This is a genomic window from Brevundimonas sp., assembly GCF_051858995.1.
In the GTDB taxonomy this organism is placed as follows: Bacteria; Pseudomonadota; Alphaproteobacteria; order Caulobacterales; family Caulobacteraceae; genus Brevundimonas.
This window is the reverse complement of record NZ_JBHYGN010000008.1, coordinates 137,140-153,890: the sequence shown is the minus strand read 5'-3', so window position 1 is coordinate 153,890 and position 16,751 is coordinate 137,140. Positions and strand designations below refer to the sequence as shown.

At 68.6% G+C, this 16,751-nt stretch carries 18 protein-coding genes; 8 read left to right on the top strand and 10 right to left on the bottom strand.

From position 1 onward, the window contains the following. Positions 1–74: 74 nt before the first annotated feature. From ACTIEF_RS08315 to petA, 5 genes are all read right to left on the bottom strand, one after another. On the bottom strand, positions 75–1,724 hold the full coding sequence (locus ACTIEF_RS08315) for a M28 family metallopeptidase (protein WP_439471664.1): 1,650 nt from the start codon (positions 1,722–1,724) through the stop codon (positions 75–77). 76 nt (positions 1,725–1,800) lie between these two features. Then, entirely contained in the window at positions 1,801–2,388 is a 588-nt protein-coding gene (locus tag ACTIEF_RS08310; protein WP_439471663.1) for a DUF1579 domain-containing protein, read from the bottom strand. Between the two features lie 142 nt (positions 2,389–2,530). Next, entirely contained in the window at positions 2,531–3,409 is an 879-nt protein-coding gene (locus tag ACTIEF_RS08305) for a cytochrome c1 (RefSeq protein WP_439471662.1), read from the bottom strand. 8 nt (positions 3,410–3,417) lie between these two features. Next, positions 3,418–4,716 (bottom strand): cytochrome b, encoded by a 1,299-nt coding sequence (locus ACTIEF_RS08300; protein ID WP_439471661.1) that lies wholly within the window; start codon positions 4,714–4,716, stop codon positions 3,418–3,420. 17 nt (positions 4,717–4,733) lie between these two features. Then, the gene (gene petA, locus ACTIEF_RS08295; RefSeq protein WP_439471660.1) at positions 4,734–5,273 is read right to left on the bottom strand and encodes a ubiquinol-cytochrome c reductase iron-sulfur subunit; all 540 of its coding nucleotides are present in this window, start codon (positions 5,271–5,273) and stop codon (positions 4,734–4,736) included. A 196-nt stretch (positions 5,274–5,469) separates the two neighbouring features. Here petA and ACTIEF_RS08290 point away from each other — a divergent pair, with 196 nt between their 5' ends. The 3 genes from ACTIEF_RS08290 to ACTIEF_RS08280 are packed head-to-tail and all read left to right on the top strand — an operon-like array spanning position 5,470 to position 7,718. After that, a complete protein-coding gene (locus tag ACTIEF_RS08290; RefSeq protein WP_439471659.1) occupies positions 5,470–5,919 on the top strand; it encodes a tRNA (cytidine(34)-2'-O)-methyltransferase in 450 nt (149 codons plus the stop codon). A 45-nt stretch (positions 5,920–5,964) separates the two neighbouring features. Continuing rightward, positions 5,965–6,765, top strand: coding sequence for an aspartyl/asparaginyl beta-hydroxylase domain-containing protein (locus tag ACTIEF_RS08285; RefSeq protein WP_439471658.1), 801 nt, complete (start codon positions 5,965–5,967; stop codon positions 6,763–6,765). Further along, positions 6,753–7,718 carry an aspartyl beta-hydroxylase gene (locus ACTIEF_RS08280; protein ID WP_439471657.1) on the top strand — a complete coding sequence of 322 codons (966 nt, stop codon included), beginning with the start codon at positions 6,753–6,755 and terminating at the stop codon, positions 7,716–7,718. The genes ACTIEF_RS08285 and ACTIEF_RS08280 overlap by 13 nt, the downstream gene beginning before the upstream one ends. Here ACTIEF_RS08280 and ACTIEF_RS08275 read toward each other — a convergent pair whose 3' ends face one another. Then, positions 7,719–8,975 (bottom strand): dipeptidase, encoded by a 1,257-nt coding sequence (locus ACTIEF_RS08275; protein ID WP_439471656.1) that lies wholly within the window; start codon positions 8,973–8,975, stop codon positions 7,719–7,721. It abuts the gene before it with no gap. A gap of 99 nt (positions 8,976–9,074) precedes the next feature. On the opposite strand from ACTIEF_RS08275, the gene hemF reads away from it, so the two are divergent. After that, positions 9,075–9,962 (top strand): oxygen-dependent coproporphyrinogen oxidase, encoded by an 888-nt coding sequence (hemF, locus tag ACTIEF_RS08270; protein ID WP_439471655.1) that lies wholly within the window; start codon positions 9,075–9,077, stop codon positions 9,960–9,962. On the opposite strand, the gene ACTIEF_RS08265 is transcribed toward hemF, so the two are convergent. After that, a complete protein-coding gene (locus tag ACTIEF_RS08265) occupies positions 9,963–12,443 on the bottom strand; it encodes an ATP-binding protein (protein WP_439471654.1) in 2,481 nt (826 codons plus the stop codon). A 36-nt stretch (positions 12,444–12,479) separates the two neighbouring features. Then, complete coding sequence (locus ACTIEF_RS08260; protein WP_439471653.1) at positions 12,480–13,169, bottom strand: glutamine amidotransferase-related protein; 690 nt, start codon at positions 13,167–13,169, stop codon at positions 12,480–12,482. A gap of 131 nt (positions 13,170–13,300) precedes the next feature. On the opposite strand from ACTIEF_RS08260, the gene ACTIEF_RS08255 reads away from it, so the two are divergent. Next, positions 13,301–13,603 carry an antibiotic biosynthesis monooxygenase family protein gene (locus tag ACTIEF_RS08255; RefSeq protein WP_439471652.1) on the top strand — a complete coding sequence of 101 codons (303 nt, stop codon included), beginning with the start codon at positions 13,301–13,303 and terminating at the stop codon, positions 13,601–13,603. Here ACTIEF_RS08255 and rlmJ read toward each other — a convergent pair. Next, positions 13,600–14,418, bottom strand: a complete 819-nt coding sequence (rlmJ, locus tag ACTIEF_RS08250; RefSeq protein WP_439471651.1) for a 23S rRNA (adenine(2030)-N(6))-methyltransferase RlmJ — start codon at positions 14,416–14,418, stop codon at positions 13,600–13,602. The two genes, ACTIEF_RS08255 and rlmJ, sit on opposite strands and share 4 nt — an antisense overlap. Positions 14,419–14,490: 72 nt before the next feature. Here rlmJ and ACTIEF_RS08245 point away from each other — a divergent pair, with 72 nt between their 5' ends. The 3 genes from ACTIEF_RS08245 to ACTIEF_RS08235 all read left to right on the top strand — a co-directional run bounded on the left by ACTIEF_RS08245 (position 14,491) and on the right by ACTIEF_RS08235 (position 16,292). Continuing rightward, positions 14,491–14,835: a hypothetical protein gene (locus tag ACTIEF_RS08245; protein WP_439471650.1), complete on the top strand. Its 345-nt coding sequence runs from the start codon at positions 14,491–14,493 to the stop codon at positions 14,833–14,835. Continuing rightward, the gene (locus tag ACTIEF_RS08240; RefSeq protein ID WP_439471649.1) at positions 14,832–15,821 is read left to right on the top strand and encodes a DNA topoisomerase IB; all 990 of its coding nucleotides are present in this window, start codon (positions 14,832–14,834) and stop codon (positions 15,819–15,821) included. Before ACTIEF_RS08245 ends, ACTIEF_RS08240 begins: the two co-directional genes overlap by 4 nt. 75 nt (positions 15,822–15,896) lie before the next feature. After that, positions 15,897–16,292, top strand: coding sequence for a hypothetical protein (locus tag ACTIEF_RS08235; protein WP_439471648.1), 396 nt, complete (start codon positions 15,897–15,899; stop codon positions 16,290–16,292). On the opposite strand, the gene ACTIEF_RS08230 is transcribed toward ACTIEF_RS08235, so the two are convergent. Next, a complete protein-coding gene (locus tag ACTIEF_RS08230; protein ID WP_439471647.1) occupies positions 16,289–16,669 on the bottom strand; it encodes an opioid growth factor receptor-related protein in 381 nt (126 codons plus the stop codon). The two genes, ACTIEF_RS08235 and ACTIEF_RS08230, sit on opposite strands and share 4 nt — an antisense overlap. Positions 16,670–16,751 lie beyond the last annotated feature (82 nt).

Sequence of the window (16,751 nt, the reverse complement as noted above, 5' to 3'; positions counted from 1 at the left end):
CCCGAAGTCGATGGCGCGCACCTTAGGGCGGCCCCGAAAGACCGCCCCTTACATTTTTGTCATGTGCCGGAAGGTTAGTCCCGCTGGTCCGCCGTCGCCGCGCGGGCGGGGCCGAACTCGGAGCCGTCCTTCCACTGCGGCCACTCACGGCTGTTCGCGAGGCCCGAGCCGACCGCGTAGAGCACCTGCAGGTCCTCGACCTGGCCGCTCAGGTCCCAGTTCGGCGACCACTCGTCCGCCGCCTGGTGATAGCGGCTGCGGCCATACTCGGCCCGGTTGGCCTGACGCTCGGCGATCGGCTCGTCGCGGAAATCGCCGGTCGAGCCGCCGTAGGTCATCGGCACGCCGCGCTTGGCCAGCGGGAAGTGGTCCGAACGGAAATAGCCGCCCGAGGCCGGGTTGGCGTCCGGCTGAATGGTGCGGCCCTGGCTCTCGACCACGGCGCCGATGCGCTCGTCCAGATCGGACTGGCCGTAGCCGGTGATGCCGTAGCGCTGGACCCGGCCATAGACGTTCATCGAATCGACGTTGAAGCCGCCCACCGTGGTGGCCAGCGGGTAGACCGGGTTGGAGGCGTAGTATTCCGAGCCCAGCAGGCCGCTTTCCTCGGCGGTAAAACTGATCATCACGATCGAGCGCTCGGGACGCGGACCCGAACCGAACGCGCGGGCCATCTCCAGCAGGCCGGCGGTGCCGGTGGCGTTGTCGACGGCGCCGTTGAAGATGGTGTCGCCTTCCGCGTCTGGCGCGCCGACGCCGATGTGGTCCCAGTGGGCCGTGTACAGGACGGTCTCGTCCGGATGGGTCGTGCCCGGCAGGCGGGCGATGACGTTGTGCGTCGTCACCTGGGTCGAGGCGACGTCGAACATGGCGCTGATCGTGGCGCCGGACAGTTCGACCGGGCGGAAGTCGGGGCTGCGGGCGGCGACCTTGAGGGCCTCGAAGTCCTGACCGGCGGCGCGGAACAGCTCGACGGCGACGTCACGCTGGATCCACGATTCCATCTGCACCCGCTCGGCGGCGGCGTTCTGGCGAACGATGTCGAACTGCGGGCCCGACCAGCTGTTGGTCACCGTGGCCCAGCCGTAGGAGGCCGGGGCGGTCTCGTGGACGATGATCACGCCCGCCGCGCCCTTCCGGGCCGCCTCTTCGTACTTGTAGGTCCAGCGACCGTAGTAGGTCATGGCGCGGCCGCCGAAGGTGTTCAGCTCGGGCTGTTCGAAGTCGGCGTCATTGACCAGCACGACGATGACCTTGCCGCGGACGTCCACGTCCTTGAAGTCGTTCCACTGGCGCTCGGGCGCGTCGATGCCGTAGCCGACGAAGACCAGCGGCGCGTTCGCCAGCATGACATGGTCGCCCGGCAGGCGCGTCGAGATGACGATCTGTTCGCCCTGCGTCAGCGGCACGGTGGTCCCGCCGACATTGAAGCGGGCGCGGATGTTCGAGGCGGTAAAGCGGTTCAGCGTCACGTCCTGCGTCCACTGGCCGTTCGGTCCGCCCGGCTCGAAGCCCGCCGCGCCGTACTGGGCGCTGAGGTATTCGATGACCTTGGCCTCGGCGGGCGTGGCGATGCCCCGGCCCTCGAAGCTGTCGTCGGACAGGATGCGGACGTGCTCGGACAGGCGGGCCGTATCGAAGGTCGGGGTCTGGGCGCTCGCGGCCCCCGCGACGGACAGGAGCGCGCCGGCGACCAGCGCGGCGACGGAGACGGACAAACGCATGCTCGGGACACCCTCAGCCTTTTGAACAGGGTGCGGACCGTAGGGCGCCCGATCCGGGCTGTCGATCAGCCCCGCCCTACTGCGGCGACACGGCCCCCGCGCCCGGCCAGTTGGTGTCGCCGACGCGGGTCAGGCGCAGTTCGATGAAGCGGCGGGGCGGCTGGCCGTCGGCGACATAATCCCCGACCTCGTGCCAGGTCCCGTCACGGACGGTGGCGACGTACAGGATCCTGGCGTTCGGCCCGGCCGGGGTCTCCCAGCGGAAGCCGTCCTCGGTGCGCTCAAACGGGAAGTCGCCGCTGAAGCCATTGGCGTAGCTGCGGAAGGCGTAGCGCCCGGCCCGCTCATCCCACGAGATCAGGGCCAGGGCGTTGAATTGGGTCGAGCCGTCGGCGGCGTAGCCCCGGCCCTCGATCACCTTGACCGAGCCGCCCAGCAGCGAACCGATCCGCTCGGTCTGGGTCAGGACCATGCGGCCGCCAGGGCCGGTGACGACCGCCTCCCCGCGCCACTCGCCGTCCATGAAGTCGAGCGCGCCGACGGCGGTGCGCTGGGCCGGGGTCCCCGCGGGCTGGGCCGGGATCTGGGCGACGACGGGCGCCGCGATGGAGACGGCGATCACGGCCAGGGCCGCGGCGGACACAGAGCGAAGACGGCGGATCATCGAGACCTCCCTGATTTCGCTTTGCGTTATAAAGTTCTTTTGTTCTGTTAGCAACACGCCGTTCGACACGGACACCGAAACGAAAAACCCGCCGGAGCGGGGCTCCGGCGGGTCAATCGTTCTGCCTTGGAAAGCGGAGGCCTTAGTGGGCCACGCCCTTCCAGATGCGGCGGTAGGACAGGTAGGTCACGCCGGCGAACAGGATCAGGAAGATCAAGGCGCCGACGCCGGCGCGCTTGCGGGCGACCTGCTTGGGATCCGAGGCCCAGGCGATGTAGGCCGCGACGTCCTTGGCGTAGTTGTCCACGGTCTGGGCGGTGCCGTCATCGTAGGTCACCTGACCCGCCTGCAGCGGGTTCGGCATGGCGATGAAGCCGCCGGGCGGGACGTGACCCGCTTCGCCGGTCCAGAACGGGGTCAGATCGCCGGCCATATAGGCGTTGTAGTTCTGGCCCGGACGGATCTGCAGGCCGGCCGGAGCGGCGTGGTAGCCGGTCAGCAGCGAGTAGATGTAGTTTGCGCCGCCGTGACGGGCCTTGGCCATCACCGACAGGTCGGGCGGAGCCGCGCCCCCGTTCGCCGCGGCCGCAGCCGTCGCGTTCGGGTACGGGTTGGGGAAGCGGTCGGCGGCGGTGCCGTCGCGCATCACCGGCTCGCCGGTCTCAGTGTCGATATCCGCGATCTGCACTTCCTTGGCCAAAGCCTTCACGAAGCGGTTCTCGGCCGGGTTTTCCTGGTCCACGTCGTAGAACGGGCCACCCGGCTCAGCGAGCGTGCGGAAGTGCATGAGGTTCATGCTGTGGCACGAGGCGCAGACCTCCCGGTAGACCTTGTAGCCGCGTTGCAGCTGGCCCTGGTTGAAGGTCCCGAAGGGACCATCGAACGAGAAGCCGCCGTCACGCAGGGCGTGGCCGCCGCCGCCCGCCGCGAGGGCGGGACCGGCGGACAGGGTCAGGCCGGCCGCCGCGGCGATCAGGACCAGGGTCTTCTTCATGGAGCGCATCGAAGTCTTGAGGGTCATGGTCGCGATCAGCCCTTTTGCTCTTCGGCGCCCGACAGGACGGGTTCCGAGATGGTCGCGGGGACCGGCAGCGGCTTCTCCTTCAGACCCACCAGCGGCAGGATCACGAGGAAGAAGGCGAAGTAGTAGAGCGTGGCGAAGCGGGTCAGCCAGAGGTAGCTGTTCAGCTGGCCGTCGATCAGGTTGAAGCTGGGCATGCCCGGAACAACCGGGGCGTCCGGCAGTTGGGCGCCGCACCAGCCGAGCAGCAGGCCGACGACGACGAAGATCACGAAGAAGGTCCGCATGGTCGGGCGGTAGCGCATCGAGCGCACCTTCGAGGTGTCCAGCCACGGCAGGACGAACAGGACGCCGATGGCGCCGAACATCGCCAGCACGCCGCCGAACTTGTCCGGAACAGCCCGCAGGATCGCGTAGAAGGGCAGCATGTACCATTCGGGCACGATGTGCGCCGGGGTCTGCAGCGGGTTGGCCGGGATGTAGTTGTCGGCGTGACCCAGGGCGTTCGGCATGAAGAAGACGAACAGCGCGAACAGGATCAGGAACAGGATGATGGCGAAGCCGTCCTTGACCGTGAAGTACGGGTGGAACGGAACCATGTCCTTCTTGGCCCGGTCCTTCGGGATCAGGATGCCGACCGGGTTGTTCTGACCGGCGTGGTGCAGGGCCCACAGGTGGAGAACCACGCAGCCCGCGATGACGAACGGCAGCAGGTAGTGCAGCGAGAAGAAGCGGTTCAGCGTCGCGTTGTCGATCGCCGGGCCGCCGCGCAGCCAGATCAGGATCGGCTCGCCGATGCCGGGGATCGCCCCGATCAGGTTGGTGATCACCTCAGCGCCCCAGTAGGACATCTGGCCCCACGGCAGGACGTAGCCGAGGAAGGCGGTGGCGATCATCAGGAAGAAGATCACGCAGCCGACGATCCAGATCATTTCCCGCGGCGCCTTGTAGGAGCCGTAGTAGAGGCCCCGCAGCATGTGCAGGTAGACCGCGATGAAGAACATCGAGGCGCCGTTGGCGTGGGTGTAGCGGATCAGGTCGCCGCCGTTGACGTCGCGCATGATGCGCTCGACCGAGGCGAAGGCCAGTTCAGTGTTGGGCACATAGTGCATGGCCAGCACGATGCCGGTCGCGATCTGCGTGACCAGGCAGAGGGCCAGGATGCCGCCGAAGGTCCACCAGTAGTTGAGGTTCTTCGGGGTGGGCAGCGACATGTAGTCGGCGCCGAAACGGACGATCGGAAGACGGGTGTCGAGCCACTTCTCGACGGCGGTCTTCGGGACGTAGGTGGATTCGTGATCGCTCATGGGTCTCTTGTCCGTCCTCAGCCGATCTTCACGCGCGTGTCGGACACGAACTCGTATTCCGGAACCACCAGGTTGGCGGGCGCCGGGCCCTTACGGATGCGGCCCGAGGCGTCGTAGTGCGAACCGTGGCAGGGGCAGAACCAGCCACCGAAGTCGCCGGTGCCGAAGGTGGGGACGCAGCCCAGGTGGGTGCAGTTGCCCAGCACGACGAGATATTTCTCGTGGCCCGGCTTGGTGCGCTCGGCGTCCGTCTGCGGTTCCTTCAGGTCGCTGGCGTGGTCGTCGGCGATCACGCGCTGCAGCTCGGCCGGGGTGCGGTAACGCACGAACACCGGCTTGCCCTGCCACTTGATCACGACCTGCTGGCCTTCCTGGACCTTGGTCATGTCGAATTCGATCGACGCCAGGGCCAGCGTATCCGCCGCAGGGTTCATCTGGTTGATCAGCGGCCAGACGACCATGCCGACAGCGCCCACAGCCGCCGCACCGGCGGCAATGTGGATGAAGTCCCGGCGGGTGGCGTCGCCGCCTTCACCTTCAACGACCGATTCGGCCACGTCTCACTCCGTCGTACGCCGCTTCCCACGCCCTTCATGGAGCGCGGTCGTCACGGCATGGATGCTTTAGCGGAAACCCGTTCTCCCGCCCCGGCCCGGTTTGCAGCGGTTTGACGCAAGTGGCTGACGCCACTTGCGAAACGGTCGCAAATTGGACCGCGACAAGCCCCCGGGCCGCGCGTATGAGGGCTCTAGAATGCGTCTCGCCCTTTTTCAACCAGCCATTCCGCAGAACGTCGGCGCTTGCATCAGGCTGAGCGCCTGTTTTGGCGTGGAACTGAACATCATCGAACCCACCGGCTTCCGTCTGGATGACCGGGCCATGAAGCGCGCCGCGCTGGACTACGGCCCGCTGGGCCACATGACCCGACACGCCGGATGGGAGGAATTTCAGCGGAATCGCGGGACCGGACGCCTAGTCCTGTTTACGACAAAGGGGGCGACGCCCCTGCCCGGCTTCGCGTTCAGACCCGACGATGTGTTGCTGTTCGGCAGCGAACCCACGGGCGCCCCCGACTATGTCCACGCCGCCGCGAATGAGCGGGTTGTCATCCCGCTGCGCCCCGAGGCCCGGTCGCTGAACCTGTCGGTGTCGGCGGGTATCGCCCTGTTCGAGGCCCTCCGGCAGACCGACGGCCTGCCCTGAACACTCTGGACGCGCGAGGCGGAACGTCCAATACAATCTGCGGGCATGATCGACCGTTTCCGGCTGCCCCTGACCTTTGACGCCGCGGCCTTGCTGGCGGACCTTCGGACCCTGTCCGCCGAGGGCTGGATTCCGCATTTCAACAGCGGCTTCTATGACGGCGACTGGAGCGGCCTGGTGCTGCGCGGACCGACTGAGGGCGGCGACAGCCTGCTGGCGACCGGCGAGGCCTTCGCCGACACGCCCCTGCTGGACCTGTGTCCCGGTGTCCGCGAGGTGCTGGCGACACTGGACTGCCCCTTGCGCGCGGTGCGGCTGCTGCGGCTGGGGCCGGGCGGGATGATCCACGAGCACCGTGACTATGACCTGGGCTACGACCGGGGCGAGGCGCGACTGCATGTGCCCGTCGCGACCAATCCGGACGTCGCCTTCCACCTGCGGAACCGCCGGGTGGACATGGCGCCGGGCGAGACCTGGTATCTGGATCTCAGCCAGCCGCACCGGGTGTTGAACGGAGGCGCGACCGACCGTATCCATCTGGTGATCGATGTCGGGGTCAATGACTGGCTGCGCGGCCTGATCCCGTTCGAGGCGGACGACCCCTTCCGGCCGACGTCGCCGCAGGTGGAGCCCGAGGTCGCCGCCGCCAACCTGTCGGCCTTCCGCGCGCTGGTGGCGATGAGGCCGGATCTGCACGCGGCCCTGCGCGACACCACCGACCGGGACCTGTTCATCGAGGAGACGATGCGGCTGGCGCTGGAACACCACCTGCCCCTGAGCGCCGCGATGGTGCGCGACGCCATGGCCGAGGAGCGCGGCCGCTGGAACGAACAATGGATGAAGTAGGCGCGCTGGACGGCTGGTTGCCCGGCCGCATCTTCTGGGACGAGACGGATGTCGAGGCCTCGGTCGTCGAGTGGATCTGGTGCGACCTGCCCCGGTTCACCGAAGCCTTTCTGGACGACACCTTCGCCCGGCTGATGCGCCACCCAGCCAACAGCCTGTTCCGGCGACGGACGACGCTGGCGGAACTGGAGGCGTGTGCGGCGCGCAATCCTGGCATCCCGCCGACCGGCTTCATCTTCCACGTCTCGCGCTGCGGCTCGACCCTGCTGGCGCATCTTCTGGGCCGACTGGATGGGGCGCTGGTCCTGTCGGAGCCGGGGCCGGTCGACAGCCTGATCCGCGCGGGCCACCGGATGGGGCGTGACCGGCAGGTCGCCCTGCTGCGCGCCATGGTCGGGGCGCTGGGTCAGGCGCGAGCGCCGGGCCAGGACCGGCTGTTCGTCAAATTCGACGCCTGGAACACCCCGCAGCACGACCTGATCCGGGAGGCCTTCCCCGAGACGCCCTGGGTCTTCCTGTACCGGGACCCGGTGGAGGTGCTGGTCAGCGCCCTGAATCAGCGCGGGGTGCACACCTCGCCGGGCCTGCTGCCCGCCGCCCTGTTCGGGCTGGAAGGCCATCCGCCGGGCGATGAATACGCCGCGCGGGTGCTGGGCGTGATCCATGCGGCTGGGCTGGAGGCGCACCGCGCCGCGCCGGGCCTGCTGCTGGACTACATCCAGTTGCCCGAGGCGACGTGGACCCTGGTCGCCCCGCATTTCGGCATCGCGCCCACGCCGGAGGAGGTCGCCCGCCTGATCGCCGCCTCGAGCCGCAATCCGAAGCAGGGCGACCGCCCGTTCGAAAGTGACAGCGAGGCCAAGCGCGCCGCCGCGCCGGAGGCGGTGCGGGCGCTGGCCGACCGCTGGATGCGGCCCCTGTACGATCAGCTGGAGGCCGCGCGGACGGGGTGACTACTCCGGCGCGCCGCCGCCCAGCGGCAGGGCCAGGCTGGGACGTTCCGCCTGCTTGCTGTCGGCCACGGCCTGAACCTGACGCATGACGCGCAGGACGTTCTCGCCCGCCAGCTTGCGGATATCCGCCTCGGTCCAGCCGTTCGCCATCAGGGCGGCGAGGATGCGGGGATAGGCGTCCACGCCATCGATGCCCTCCGGCAGGGCGCCGACGCCGTCGAAGTCCCCGCCCAGACCGACGTGATCAATGCCCGCCACGTCGCGGACGTGCTGGATGTGGGCGACGACGTCGGCGATGGTGGCGCGGGGGCGCGGATTGGCCTCGGCCCAGGCGCGCAGGCGCGGGTCCGGGGTCTCGGCGCGCGGATCAACGCCCAGCCGGTCGGCCTCCGCGGCGAGCTGCTGGTTCCAGGCCACCTGGGCGGCGCTGACGAAGCCGGGCACGAAGGTGACCATCACCACGCCGCCGTCCTCCGCAATCAGGCGCAGGACGTTGTCGGGCACATTGCGCGCGCTGTTGGTCACGGCCTTGGCCGAGGAGTGGGAGAAGATCACCGGCGCCTCGCTGACCCGCATGGCGTCCAGCATGGTCTCCTCCGAGACGTGGCTGAGATCGACCATCATGCCGATGCGGTTCATCTCCTTGACCACCTGCTCGCCGAAGGGCGACAGGCCGCCCCACTTCGGCGCGTCGGTGGCGCTGTCGGCCCAGGTGGTGGTCTTGGAGTGGGTCAGGGTCATGTAGCGCACCCCGGCCTCGTGGAACTCACGCAGCAGGCCGAGCGAGTCATCGATGGAGTAGCCGCCCTCGATGCCGATCAGGCTGGCGATGCGGCCCGCGCGATGGATGCGGACGACGTCATCCGCCGTGGTGGCCAGTTCGAAGACATCAGGGTGGGCCGCGACGATGCGGCGAACGGTGTCGATCTGTTCCCAGGTCTCGCGCGCGGCTTCGGTCGGGCTGAGATCGGCGGGGACATAGACCGACCAGAACTGGCCGCCGACGCCGCCCGCACGGAGGCGGGGGATGTCGGTGTGCAGCTTGGTGGTCGCCGCGAGGTTCGCCGTCAGGTCCACCGCATAGGGGTCGTTGCCGTGCCCCTCGCGCAGGGCCCAGGGCAGGTCATTGTGCCCGTCGATCAGCGGCGTGCTCTCAAGGATGCGGCGCGCCTGCGCTTCGCGGGCGGCATCCTGGGCGAGCGCGGGACCGGCGAAGGCCGCCAGGACGGCGGCGGCCAGAAGGGCGGTGCGGAACATCGGCGAACTCCCGTGAAGCGAGGCTGTGGACACTGGCATGAAATCAACAGGACCACGGTTACACTTTCGTCACGCGTCGCCACAGCCTAGGAAGCGGCCATGACCGACGCCGCCGATCCCCTCTCGCAGAAGAAGACCGACGCCCGCCAGTGGTTCGAGACCCTGCGCGACCGCATCCACGCCGGCTTCGAGGCGCTGGAGGACGCGGCGCCCGCTGATCTGTTCCCCGGCGAGCCGGGCCGGTTCGTGCGCACCCCGTGGGACCGCCAGGAAGGCGGCGGCGGCGTGATGGGCATGATGCACGGCCGCCTGTTCGAGAAGGTGGGCGTCCACTGCTCGACCGTGCATGGCAGCTTCCCCGCCGATTATGCCAAGTCGGTGCCGGGCGCGGTCGAGGACCCGCGCTTCTTCGCCACCGGCATCAGCCTGATCTGCCACCCGGTCAGCCCGCGCGTGCCGGCGGTGCACATGAACACCCGCTTCATCGCCACGACGAAGAGCTGGTTCGGCGGCGGCGGCGACCTGACGCCGGTGCTGGATGCGGATCGCCGCGATGACCACCCGGACACCCTCGCCTTCCACGCCGCGATGAAGGCCGCCTGCGACGCCCACGATCCCGCCCAAGACGGTTCATGGCATGCGAAATACAAGGCGTGGTGCGACGAGTATTTCTTCCTGCCCCACCGCAATGAGTCGCGCGGCACCGGCGGCATCTTCTACGACCACCACGACAGCGGCGACTGGGACCGGGACTTCACCTTCACCCAGGACGTGGGGACGGCCTTCCTGGACGTCTATTCGCGGATCGTCTCGGGTCGGATGAGCGAGGCGTGGACGGCGGAGGAGCGCGAGGAGCAGTTGGTCCGGCGCGGGCGCTACGTCGAGTTCAACCTTCTGTACGATCGCGGGACGATGTTCGGACTGAAGACCGGCGGCAACGTAGACTCGATCCTGAGCTCCATGCCGCCCGTGGTGAAGTGGCCCTGATCAGGCCGCCTCGGTCCGCTCGGGATCCAGCGCGCCGCTGATCGCCTCGAACAGGCTCGCCAGGGTGACCGGCTTGGTCAGATGACCGTCGGCCCCGGCGGCGCGCCCGGCCTCGACGTGTTCAGCCATGGCGTTGGCGGTCAACATCAGGACAGGGGTGCGCGGCAGGCCCTGCTCGGCCTCCAGCTCGCGGATGGCGCGGGTGGCGGTCAGGCCGTCCATGACCGGCATCTGCATGTCCATCAGGATCAGGTCGAAACCACCGCCCCCGAAGGCGTCCAGCGCCTGCCGCCCGTCCTCGACGGCGGTCAGGTCCATGGCGGTGGCGGCCAGCATGATCTCGACCACCTTGCGGTTGGCCGGATGGTCGTCGGCCAGCAGGATGCGCAACGGGATGGCGGCCACATCGACCAGATCGCCCTCGGGCGCCGGCTCGGGCGCCACCGGCTCGGCGACCGGCAGGGCGATGCTGAACCAGAAGGCCGAGCCCTCGCCCGGCGTGCTCTCGCAATCCAGCGTCCCGCCCATCAGATCGACCAGCGCCGTCGAGATGGCGAGCCCCAGACCGGTGCCGCCGAAGCGGCGGGTGATGGAGCCGTCGGCCTGCTGGAAGCGGGTGAAGATGCGACCCTTCTGCTCGGCGTCGAAGCCCACGCCGGTGTCGCTGACCCGGAAGACGGCGCGTCCGTCCGGATCGGTCTCAACCGAGATCGACACTGCGCCCTCGGCGGTGAACTTCAGGGCGTTGGAGACCAGGTTGTTCAACACCTGACGCAGGCGCACGGCGTCGCCCTCGACGAAGCCGGACAGGGCTGGATCGAAGTCGACATTCAGGGCCACGCCCTTGTCCTCGGCCTTGACCCGCCACAGGGCGGCGACATCGCTGACCGCCTGCTCCAGATTGAAGGCGACGGGCTCCAGCGTGACCTGACCAGACTCGATCTTGGCGGTGTCGAGGATGTCGGACAGCAGCCGCTCCAGCGTCGCGCCGGACGAGCGGATCAGATCGACCATCTCCCGCTCCTGCGCATCCAGATCGCGGCGAGCGAGGGAGTCCGCCATGGAGACCACCCCGTTCAGGGGCGTGCGGATCTCGTGGCTCATATTGGCCAGGAACTCGGACTTGGCGCGGTTGGCGTCCTCAGCCCGGGCGCGGGCGTCGCGCAGATAGCGGGTCAGGCGCCATTGCCAGGCGAGGGCCGCCGCGGCGCAGAGCAGGAACAGGACGACGATCACCGTCACGATCAGCTGCAGCCGGTCGTTGGCTCGGGCGGTGTCCAGCTGGTTACGGCGCTCGGTCAGCTGCTGCTGCATATTGCCGGTGACCTGATGGATGCCCGCGCTGAAGTTCCGGGCCGCCTCCGTCTCTTCATCCAGCATGTGACCGCGCAGGACGCGGTAGGCCTCGGTCGGGCGGCCTTCTGCGAACAGGATTTCAGCCTCGACGTGATCCAGCTCGGACTGGTCGCCGACGTCGGCCTCAAGTCCGCGAAGGATCGTCAGATCGCGACGGGCGGCGGCGAGTTGGCCGGCGTGAGCCCGGGCGATGGCGCGCAACGGCAGGGCGTCCCGCCTCAGGAAGGCGGCGGCGCCCAGGTCCTCGCCATAGGGCGCCAGGCAATCCAGCACCGCCTGCGCCATCCGGCGGGCGTTGGCGACCGTGGCGCACAGGCTGGCGTCATAGATCTTGAGCGTCGGCAGGTCCGACCGCCGCGCCATGCGGTTGTGGGCGGCGTAGAAGATGGCCGCGCGGTCCGTCTCGCCGATCTTCACCGCCATCATGGTCAGGTTGTAGAGGCTGTCGAAGTCCGGGCGGGGATAGTTCGGGTTGGAGTATTCGATCTCGAACTTGCGGAAGGCGTCGGCGGCGCCCTGGACGTCGTTCAGATCCTTCAGCCCCATGCCCGCCACTTCCCAGATGCCGGCGTGGGCGGTGCGGGCGAAGCGGTCATTGGCCGGAATGTCGGCCTCGGCGCGGGTGAGCAGTTGCAGGCCCTCGCCGACGCGGGCGTTGTCGATCAGCCAGAGCGCGGTCAGGCGGGCGGCGTGAGCGCGCACGAACCAGTCACGACCGGTATTCGCCATCTGCTGCATCTCGCGGGCGACCCCGCTCTCGCCCTTGTCGTAGCGGATGGTCAGGGCGTTCAGATGGGCGATGTCGCGATAGCGGGCGTCGTTCTGGCGTCGGGCGGCGGCGGCCAGACGGCCGTTCCACACGGCGGCGCGGTCGAACTCGCCCTGGTTCAGGATGGTCCAGGCGACATGATAGAGCCGGTTCAGCCCCTCGCGGTCGTCGCGGTTCATCGCGTCGCGACCGAAGGCCTCCAGAGCGGCGAATGAGGTCGAGGCGGCGCGGGCTTCGACAAAGGCCGCCAGTTGCATCCCCTCATCGGCGCGGCCGGACGTGGGTTGCGCCGAGGCCGTGGCTCCGCCGAGCGCGAACGCAAAAAAGATTGCGAGTACGAAACGGAACGGCGACATGCCCATCCCTCTTCGCACCTATTCCTTGAGCAAGGCTTACGGCGTGAGAAAACCGCGAATCCAATCTGTTACCAGCGCCCGGTCGTTGGGCTGGGCGAGAGTCTCCAAGGCCCGATCGACCAGCGCCGGATCGATCCGGCCCCGTCGTCCAGCGGTCAGGTCGGAGGCATAGGCCGGAGAGAACTCAGGATGGCCCTGGAAGCTGATGGCATCATCGCCCCACGCCAGACCGGCGAAGGGGGTGAAGTCGCTGCGCAGCATGACGCGGGCCTGATCAGGGATGGCGACCACCTGATCCTGATGCGAGACGGGGATGGCGACGGTCTGGGCGCGCGGGGCCATCCACGGCGTCTCGAGCGCCACGTCATAACGATGCAGGCCGACGCCCCAGCCGCGCTCGGATTTCTCGACACGGCCACCGAGGGCCTGGGCCATGGCCTGATGGCCGAAACAGACGCCGACCAGCTTCGTCTGGCCCCGCGCCGCGCGGATCCAGTCCAGCAGGGCGGCGATCCAGGCTTCGTCCTCATAGACCCCGGCGGCGGAACCCGTGACGATGGCGCCGTCGAAGGCGACGGGATCGGGCCATTCGCCCTGCTGCACGTCGAAGGTCGTGGTGGCGAAGGCGTCGCCCAGCAGGGTCCCGAACATGGCGGGATAGTCGCCGTGCGCCTCGGCCAGGGCCGGCGGCGGGGCGCCGGTCTTCAGGATGGCGATACGGGTCATGCGACTCTCCGGAGCGGCGGATATGGCGTTCCGACCGAGGCTCGCAAGGCGGGTGCGACCGATGCGGCGTATGAACGCTTTTTAAGCCGGACGGTACAAAGCTGCCGCAAAACTCCTCTAGAGGGCGCGCCATGTCCGACGCCGAACCCGTGGTCCTGATCAACGTCTATCGCTGCGCGCCCGAGAAGCAGGCGCTGCTGATGGAGCATCTGGCGGTGATGGTCGCCGCCCAGCGCGGGGCCGAGGGCTTCGTCTCCGCCACCCTGCACCGGGGCCTGAACGGCAAGGTCGCCGCTGTCCACGCCGTCTGGCGCTCGCAGGACGATTGGAAGGCGATGGCCCGCCTGCCCGGCGTCGCCGCCGCCATGGAGCCGATCATGGCCCTCGCGACCTTCGAGCCCAACCTCTACGAGGCGGGCGAGGTCATCGACTAGGCCGTCCAGACCTCGGCCTTGGCTCCCGCTTCGCCGAGGGTGTCGGCGACCCAGCCACAGACCTGACGCGCCGCCTCTTCCGCTCCGGCGGGCGGGTTCAGGATGACCATGGCGCAGCCGTTCATCTTCATCGGATTGGTCAGCGGCCGTAGGCGCGCCTCGGCGACCAACACCCGCTTGGCGCCCGCCTCGTCCAGACGACGCAGGAAGCCGTCGAAGGTCTCCATGTCCTTCAGCGGGGTCCAGATCGCGACCATGGCGCGCGGGTCGGCGCGGACGATGGCGGCGGCGGTATCGGCGGCGCGCTGGTAGTCATCGGGCCGTTCGAACGGCGGGTCGATCAGGACGAAGGCGCCCGGCGACCGGGTCGCGTCCGCCCGCGCCTGATCATAGCCGTCGCCGCCCCGGGCCGTGGCCTGCGGGAAGGGCCCCATCGCCTCGGTCAGCAGCTCCAGCACCGGCGGGTTCAGCTCAAAGCCGACATAGCGGTCCTCGCGGCCGAGCCGCCGGGCGACCAGCAGGGGCGATCCCGGATAGAGGCGGGCGCCGCCGTGGGGGTTCAGCTCGCCGACCGCCTTGGCGAGCGCCTCGATCAGCGGCGGGCGATGGGTCGCGACCATCAGACGCTCGATCCCGGCCTCGGCCTCCTTCGACCGGACAGCGTCGCCGCTGAGGTCGTAGACCCCGGCTCCCGCATGGGTGTCGATCACGGTCACCGGGCCGGTCGCGCGACGGCGGTCCAGCAGCCAGAGCACGAGCGCGTGCTTGACCAGATCAGCGAAATTTCCAGCGTGGAAGCTATGGCGGTAGTTCATGCCCCTGCCTCCTCTCCCACGCCCGCGCGGTCAAGAGGAACCGCCTCAACTCATGCATCGTTGGAGTTCGCCATGATCGATCACCCCGTCCTGTCCGACGAACAACGCACCCCGCCGCAGGCGGTGGCCGATGCGGCGGAGCGGGGGCTGGAGCTGCGGCGGGAGCACAAGCGCGGCGGCGCCGAGGTCGGAATCCGCCGGGCCGGACAGTTGATGAGCCAGGAGGTCCTGAGCGACCGGGACATCAAGTCGATGTACAGGTATTCAGCCCGCCACGTCGTCGACAAGCACGGCAAGGACTGGAACAACAAGGACAAGCCGTCGGCGGGCTATATCGCCTGGCAGCTGTGGGGCGGAGACGCCGCGCGCGACTGGATCCACGACCTGCGGCAGACCCTGCGCGAGGTCGGGGTGTGACAGACGTCGAGGTTCCCGCCGGGCTGACCTGGTGCAGCGACGAGAATGCCGGCCTGTCACGCCGGAGGTCGGGGACCGGCTTCCGCTATCTGGACACGACCGGCAAGACCATCGGCGATGCGAAGGTGCTGGACCGCATCCGGGGCCTGGCCATTCCGCCCGCCTGGACCGACGTCTGGATATGTCCTCGCGCCACCGGCCATATCCAGGCGACCGGACGTGACGCCAAAGGGCGAAAGCAGTACCGCTACCACCCCGACTGGAGCCGACACGCCTCGGAGAGCAAGTTCGACCGCCTGCCCGCCTTTGCCCGCAGGCTGCCGAAGCTGCGCGAGCGGGTCGAGGCGGATCTGGCCAAGCGCGGCGTGACCCGCGACAAGGTGCTGGCCACCGCCGTGCGCCTGCTGGAGATCACCCTGATCCGGGTCGGCAATGCCGAGTACGCCAGACAGAACCGGTCGTATGGCCTGACCACCCTGCACAAGCGGCATCTGGAGGTGGACGGGGCGGCGCTGAACTTCGCCTTCAAGGGCAAGAGCCGGGTCGAGCATGAGGTGCGGGTGCGCGACCGGCGACTGGCCACCGTGGTCCGGTCCCTGCGCGAGCTGCCGGGCCAGCAGTTGTTCAAGTACCGCGACGCCGACGGCGACCTGTGCCCGATCACCTCGGACGATGTGAACGCCTACATCCGCGAGGCCATGGGCGAGCAGTTCTCGGCCAAGGACTTCCGCACCTGGGCCGGGACAGTGTCGGCGGCGCGCGCGCTGCGGGATATCGACGTCCCGACCTCGCCCACCGACGCGAAACGCAAGGTCACGGTCTGCGTGAAGGCGGTGGCAGGCCTGCTGGGCAATACGCCGACCGTCTGCCGGTCGTCCTACGTCCACCCCAAGGTTTTCAGCATGTTCGAGACCGGCGAGCTACGCGCCCTACCCGGCCCGGACGCCAAGGGGTTCGAGATCGCCCTGATCCGGTCCCTGACCTGACGCCGATGTAACTTGCCCCGCACGAAGAACGACGGTTTACGACCCGCCCGTCAAATCGTCGGAGGGACGAAATCGATGTCCAGTATCTTTCTGCGTATGAGTGTTCTGTTCGTCGTGCTGGGCGTGTCGCTCGGCTACTGGATGGGCATGACCCACAATTTCATCATCTCGCCCGTGCACGCGCACATTAACCTGCTCGGGTGGGTGTCGATGTTCCTGTATGGCCTGTTCTACCGCGCCTTCCCTGATGCGGCGCAGGGCTGGCTGGCCAAGACCCATCTGGTGCTTGCCGCTGTCGGCCTGCCGCTGATGATGATCGGCCTGACCATCCAGCTTATGCAGGCCCAGAGCCTGATGGCCTTCGTGCCCGCGCTGATGATCAGCGGCCCGACCATGGTCGTTCTGGGCATGGCCGTCTTCGCCGTGATCGTCTTCCGGGCGACGGGCGCAAAGGCCGCCGTGGCCGCCTAGGCGGTCAGCCAGTAGCCGCGACTGCGGGCGCTGATCGGCGCCCCGGTCGCGTCGACCCGGGCCAATATCCAGGCCTTGAAGCCTTCCGCCGCCTCGTCGCCCCGCAGGAGGCGCAGCGAGCGGATGATGCGGGTGATCCGCAGGTGGTTGTGATCCTCGGCCCGCAGCCAGTGATCGGTGTCCCGGTAGAAGGCCGCCATACGGTCGGTCGCGCCCGCCAGCACGATCTGGCCGATGCTGGAGCGGCCGATGGCCTGGACTTCTTCCGGAGACAGGACCGGGGCGTCCGGCACGGCGCCGGACGGCTCGGTCAGCGGGAACAGCCACTGGATATAGTCATGGTGCTGCTCCAGCGCGGCGTTGTTGAACGCCAGCACATCAAAGATCAGCCGCCCCCGGCCGTCGGTCCCCGCCCCTTCAAGGAAGGCGAGGACCGGAAACGACGTCTCGCTCAGCCTC

Excerpts from the sequence above, each read along its gene's own strand:
- ACTIEF_RS08315 (WP_439471664.1), bottom strand. The coding sequence starts at position 1,724 with ATGCGTTTGTCCGTCTCCGTCGCCGCGCTGGTCGCCGGCGCGCTCCTG.
- ACTIEF_RS08310 (WP_439471663.1), bottom strand. The coding sequence starts at position 2,388 with ATGATCCGCCGTCTTCGCTCTGTGTCCGCCGCGGCCCTGGCCGTGATC.
- ACTIEF_RS08305 (WP_439471662.1), bottom strand. The coding sequence starts at position 3,409 with ATGACCCTCAAGACTTCGATGCGCTCCATGAAGAAGACCCTGGTCCTG.
- ACTIEF_RS08300 (WP_439471661.1), bottom strand. The coding sequence starts at position 4,716 with ATGAGCGATCACGAATCCACCTACGTCCCGAAGACCGCCGTCGAGAAG.
- ACTIEF_RS08290 (WP_439471659.1), top strand. The coding sequence starts at position 5,470 with ATGCGTCTCGCCCTTTTTCAACCAGCCATTCCGCAGAACGTCGGCGCT.
- ACTIEF_RS08285 (WP_439471658.1), top strand. The coding sequence starts at position 5,965 with ATGATCGACCGTTTCCGGCTGCCCCTGACCTTTGACGCCGCGGCCTTG.
- ACTIEF_RS08280 (WP_439471657.1), top strand. The coding sequence starts at position 6,753 with ATGGATGAAGTAGGCGCGCTGGACGGCTGGTTGCCCGGCCGCATCTTC.
- ACTIEF_RS08275 (WP_439471656.1), bottom strand. The coding sequence starts at position 8,975 with ATGTTCCGCACCGCCCTTCTGGCCGCCGCCGTCCTGGCGGCCTTCGCC.
- hemF (WP_439471655.1), top strand. The coding sequence starts at position 9,075 with ATGACCGACGCCGCCGATCCCCTCTCGCAGAAGAAGACCGACGCCCGC.
- ACTIEF_RS08265 (WP_439471654.1), bottom strand. The coding sequence starts at position 12,443 with ATGTCGCCGTTCCGTTTCGTACTCGCAATCTTTTTTGCGTTCGCGCTC.
- ACTIEF_RS08260 (WP_439471653.1), bottom strand. The coding sequence starts at position 13,169 with ATGACCCGTATCGCCATCCTGAAGACCGGCGCCCCGCCGCCGGCCCTG.
- ACTIEF_RS08255 (WP_439471652.1), top strand. The coding sequence starts at position 13,301 with ATGTCCGACGCCGAACCCGTGGTCCTGATCAACGTCTATCGCTGCGCG.
- rlmJ (WP_439471651.1), bottom strand. The coding sequence starts at position 14,418 with ATGAACTACCGCCATAGCTTCCACGCTGGAAATTTCGCTGATCTGGTC.
- ACTIEF_RS08245 (WP_439471650.1), top strand. The coding sequence starts at position 14,491 with ATGATCGATCACCCCGTCCTGTCCGACGAACAACGCACCCCGCCGCAG.
- ACTIEF_RS08235 (WP_439471648.1), top strand. The coding sequence starts at position 15,897 with ATGTCCAGTATCTTTCTGCGTATGAGTGTTCTGTTCGTCGTGCTGGGC.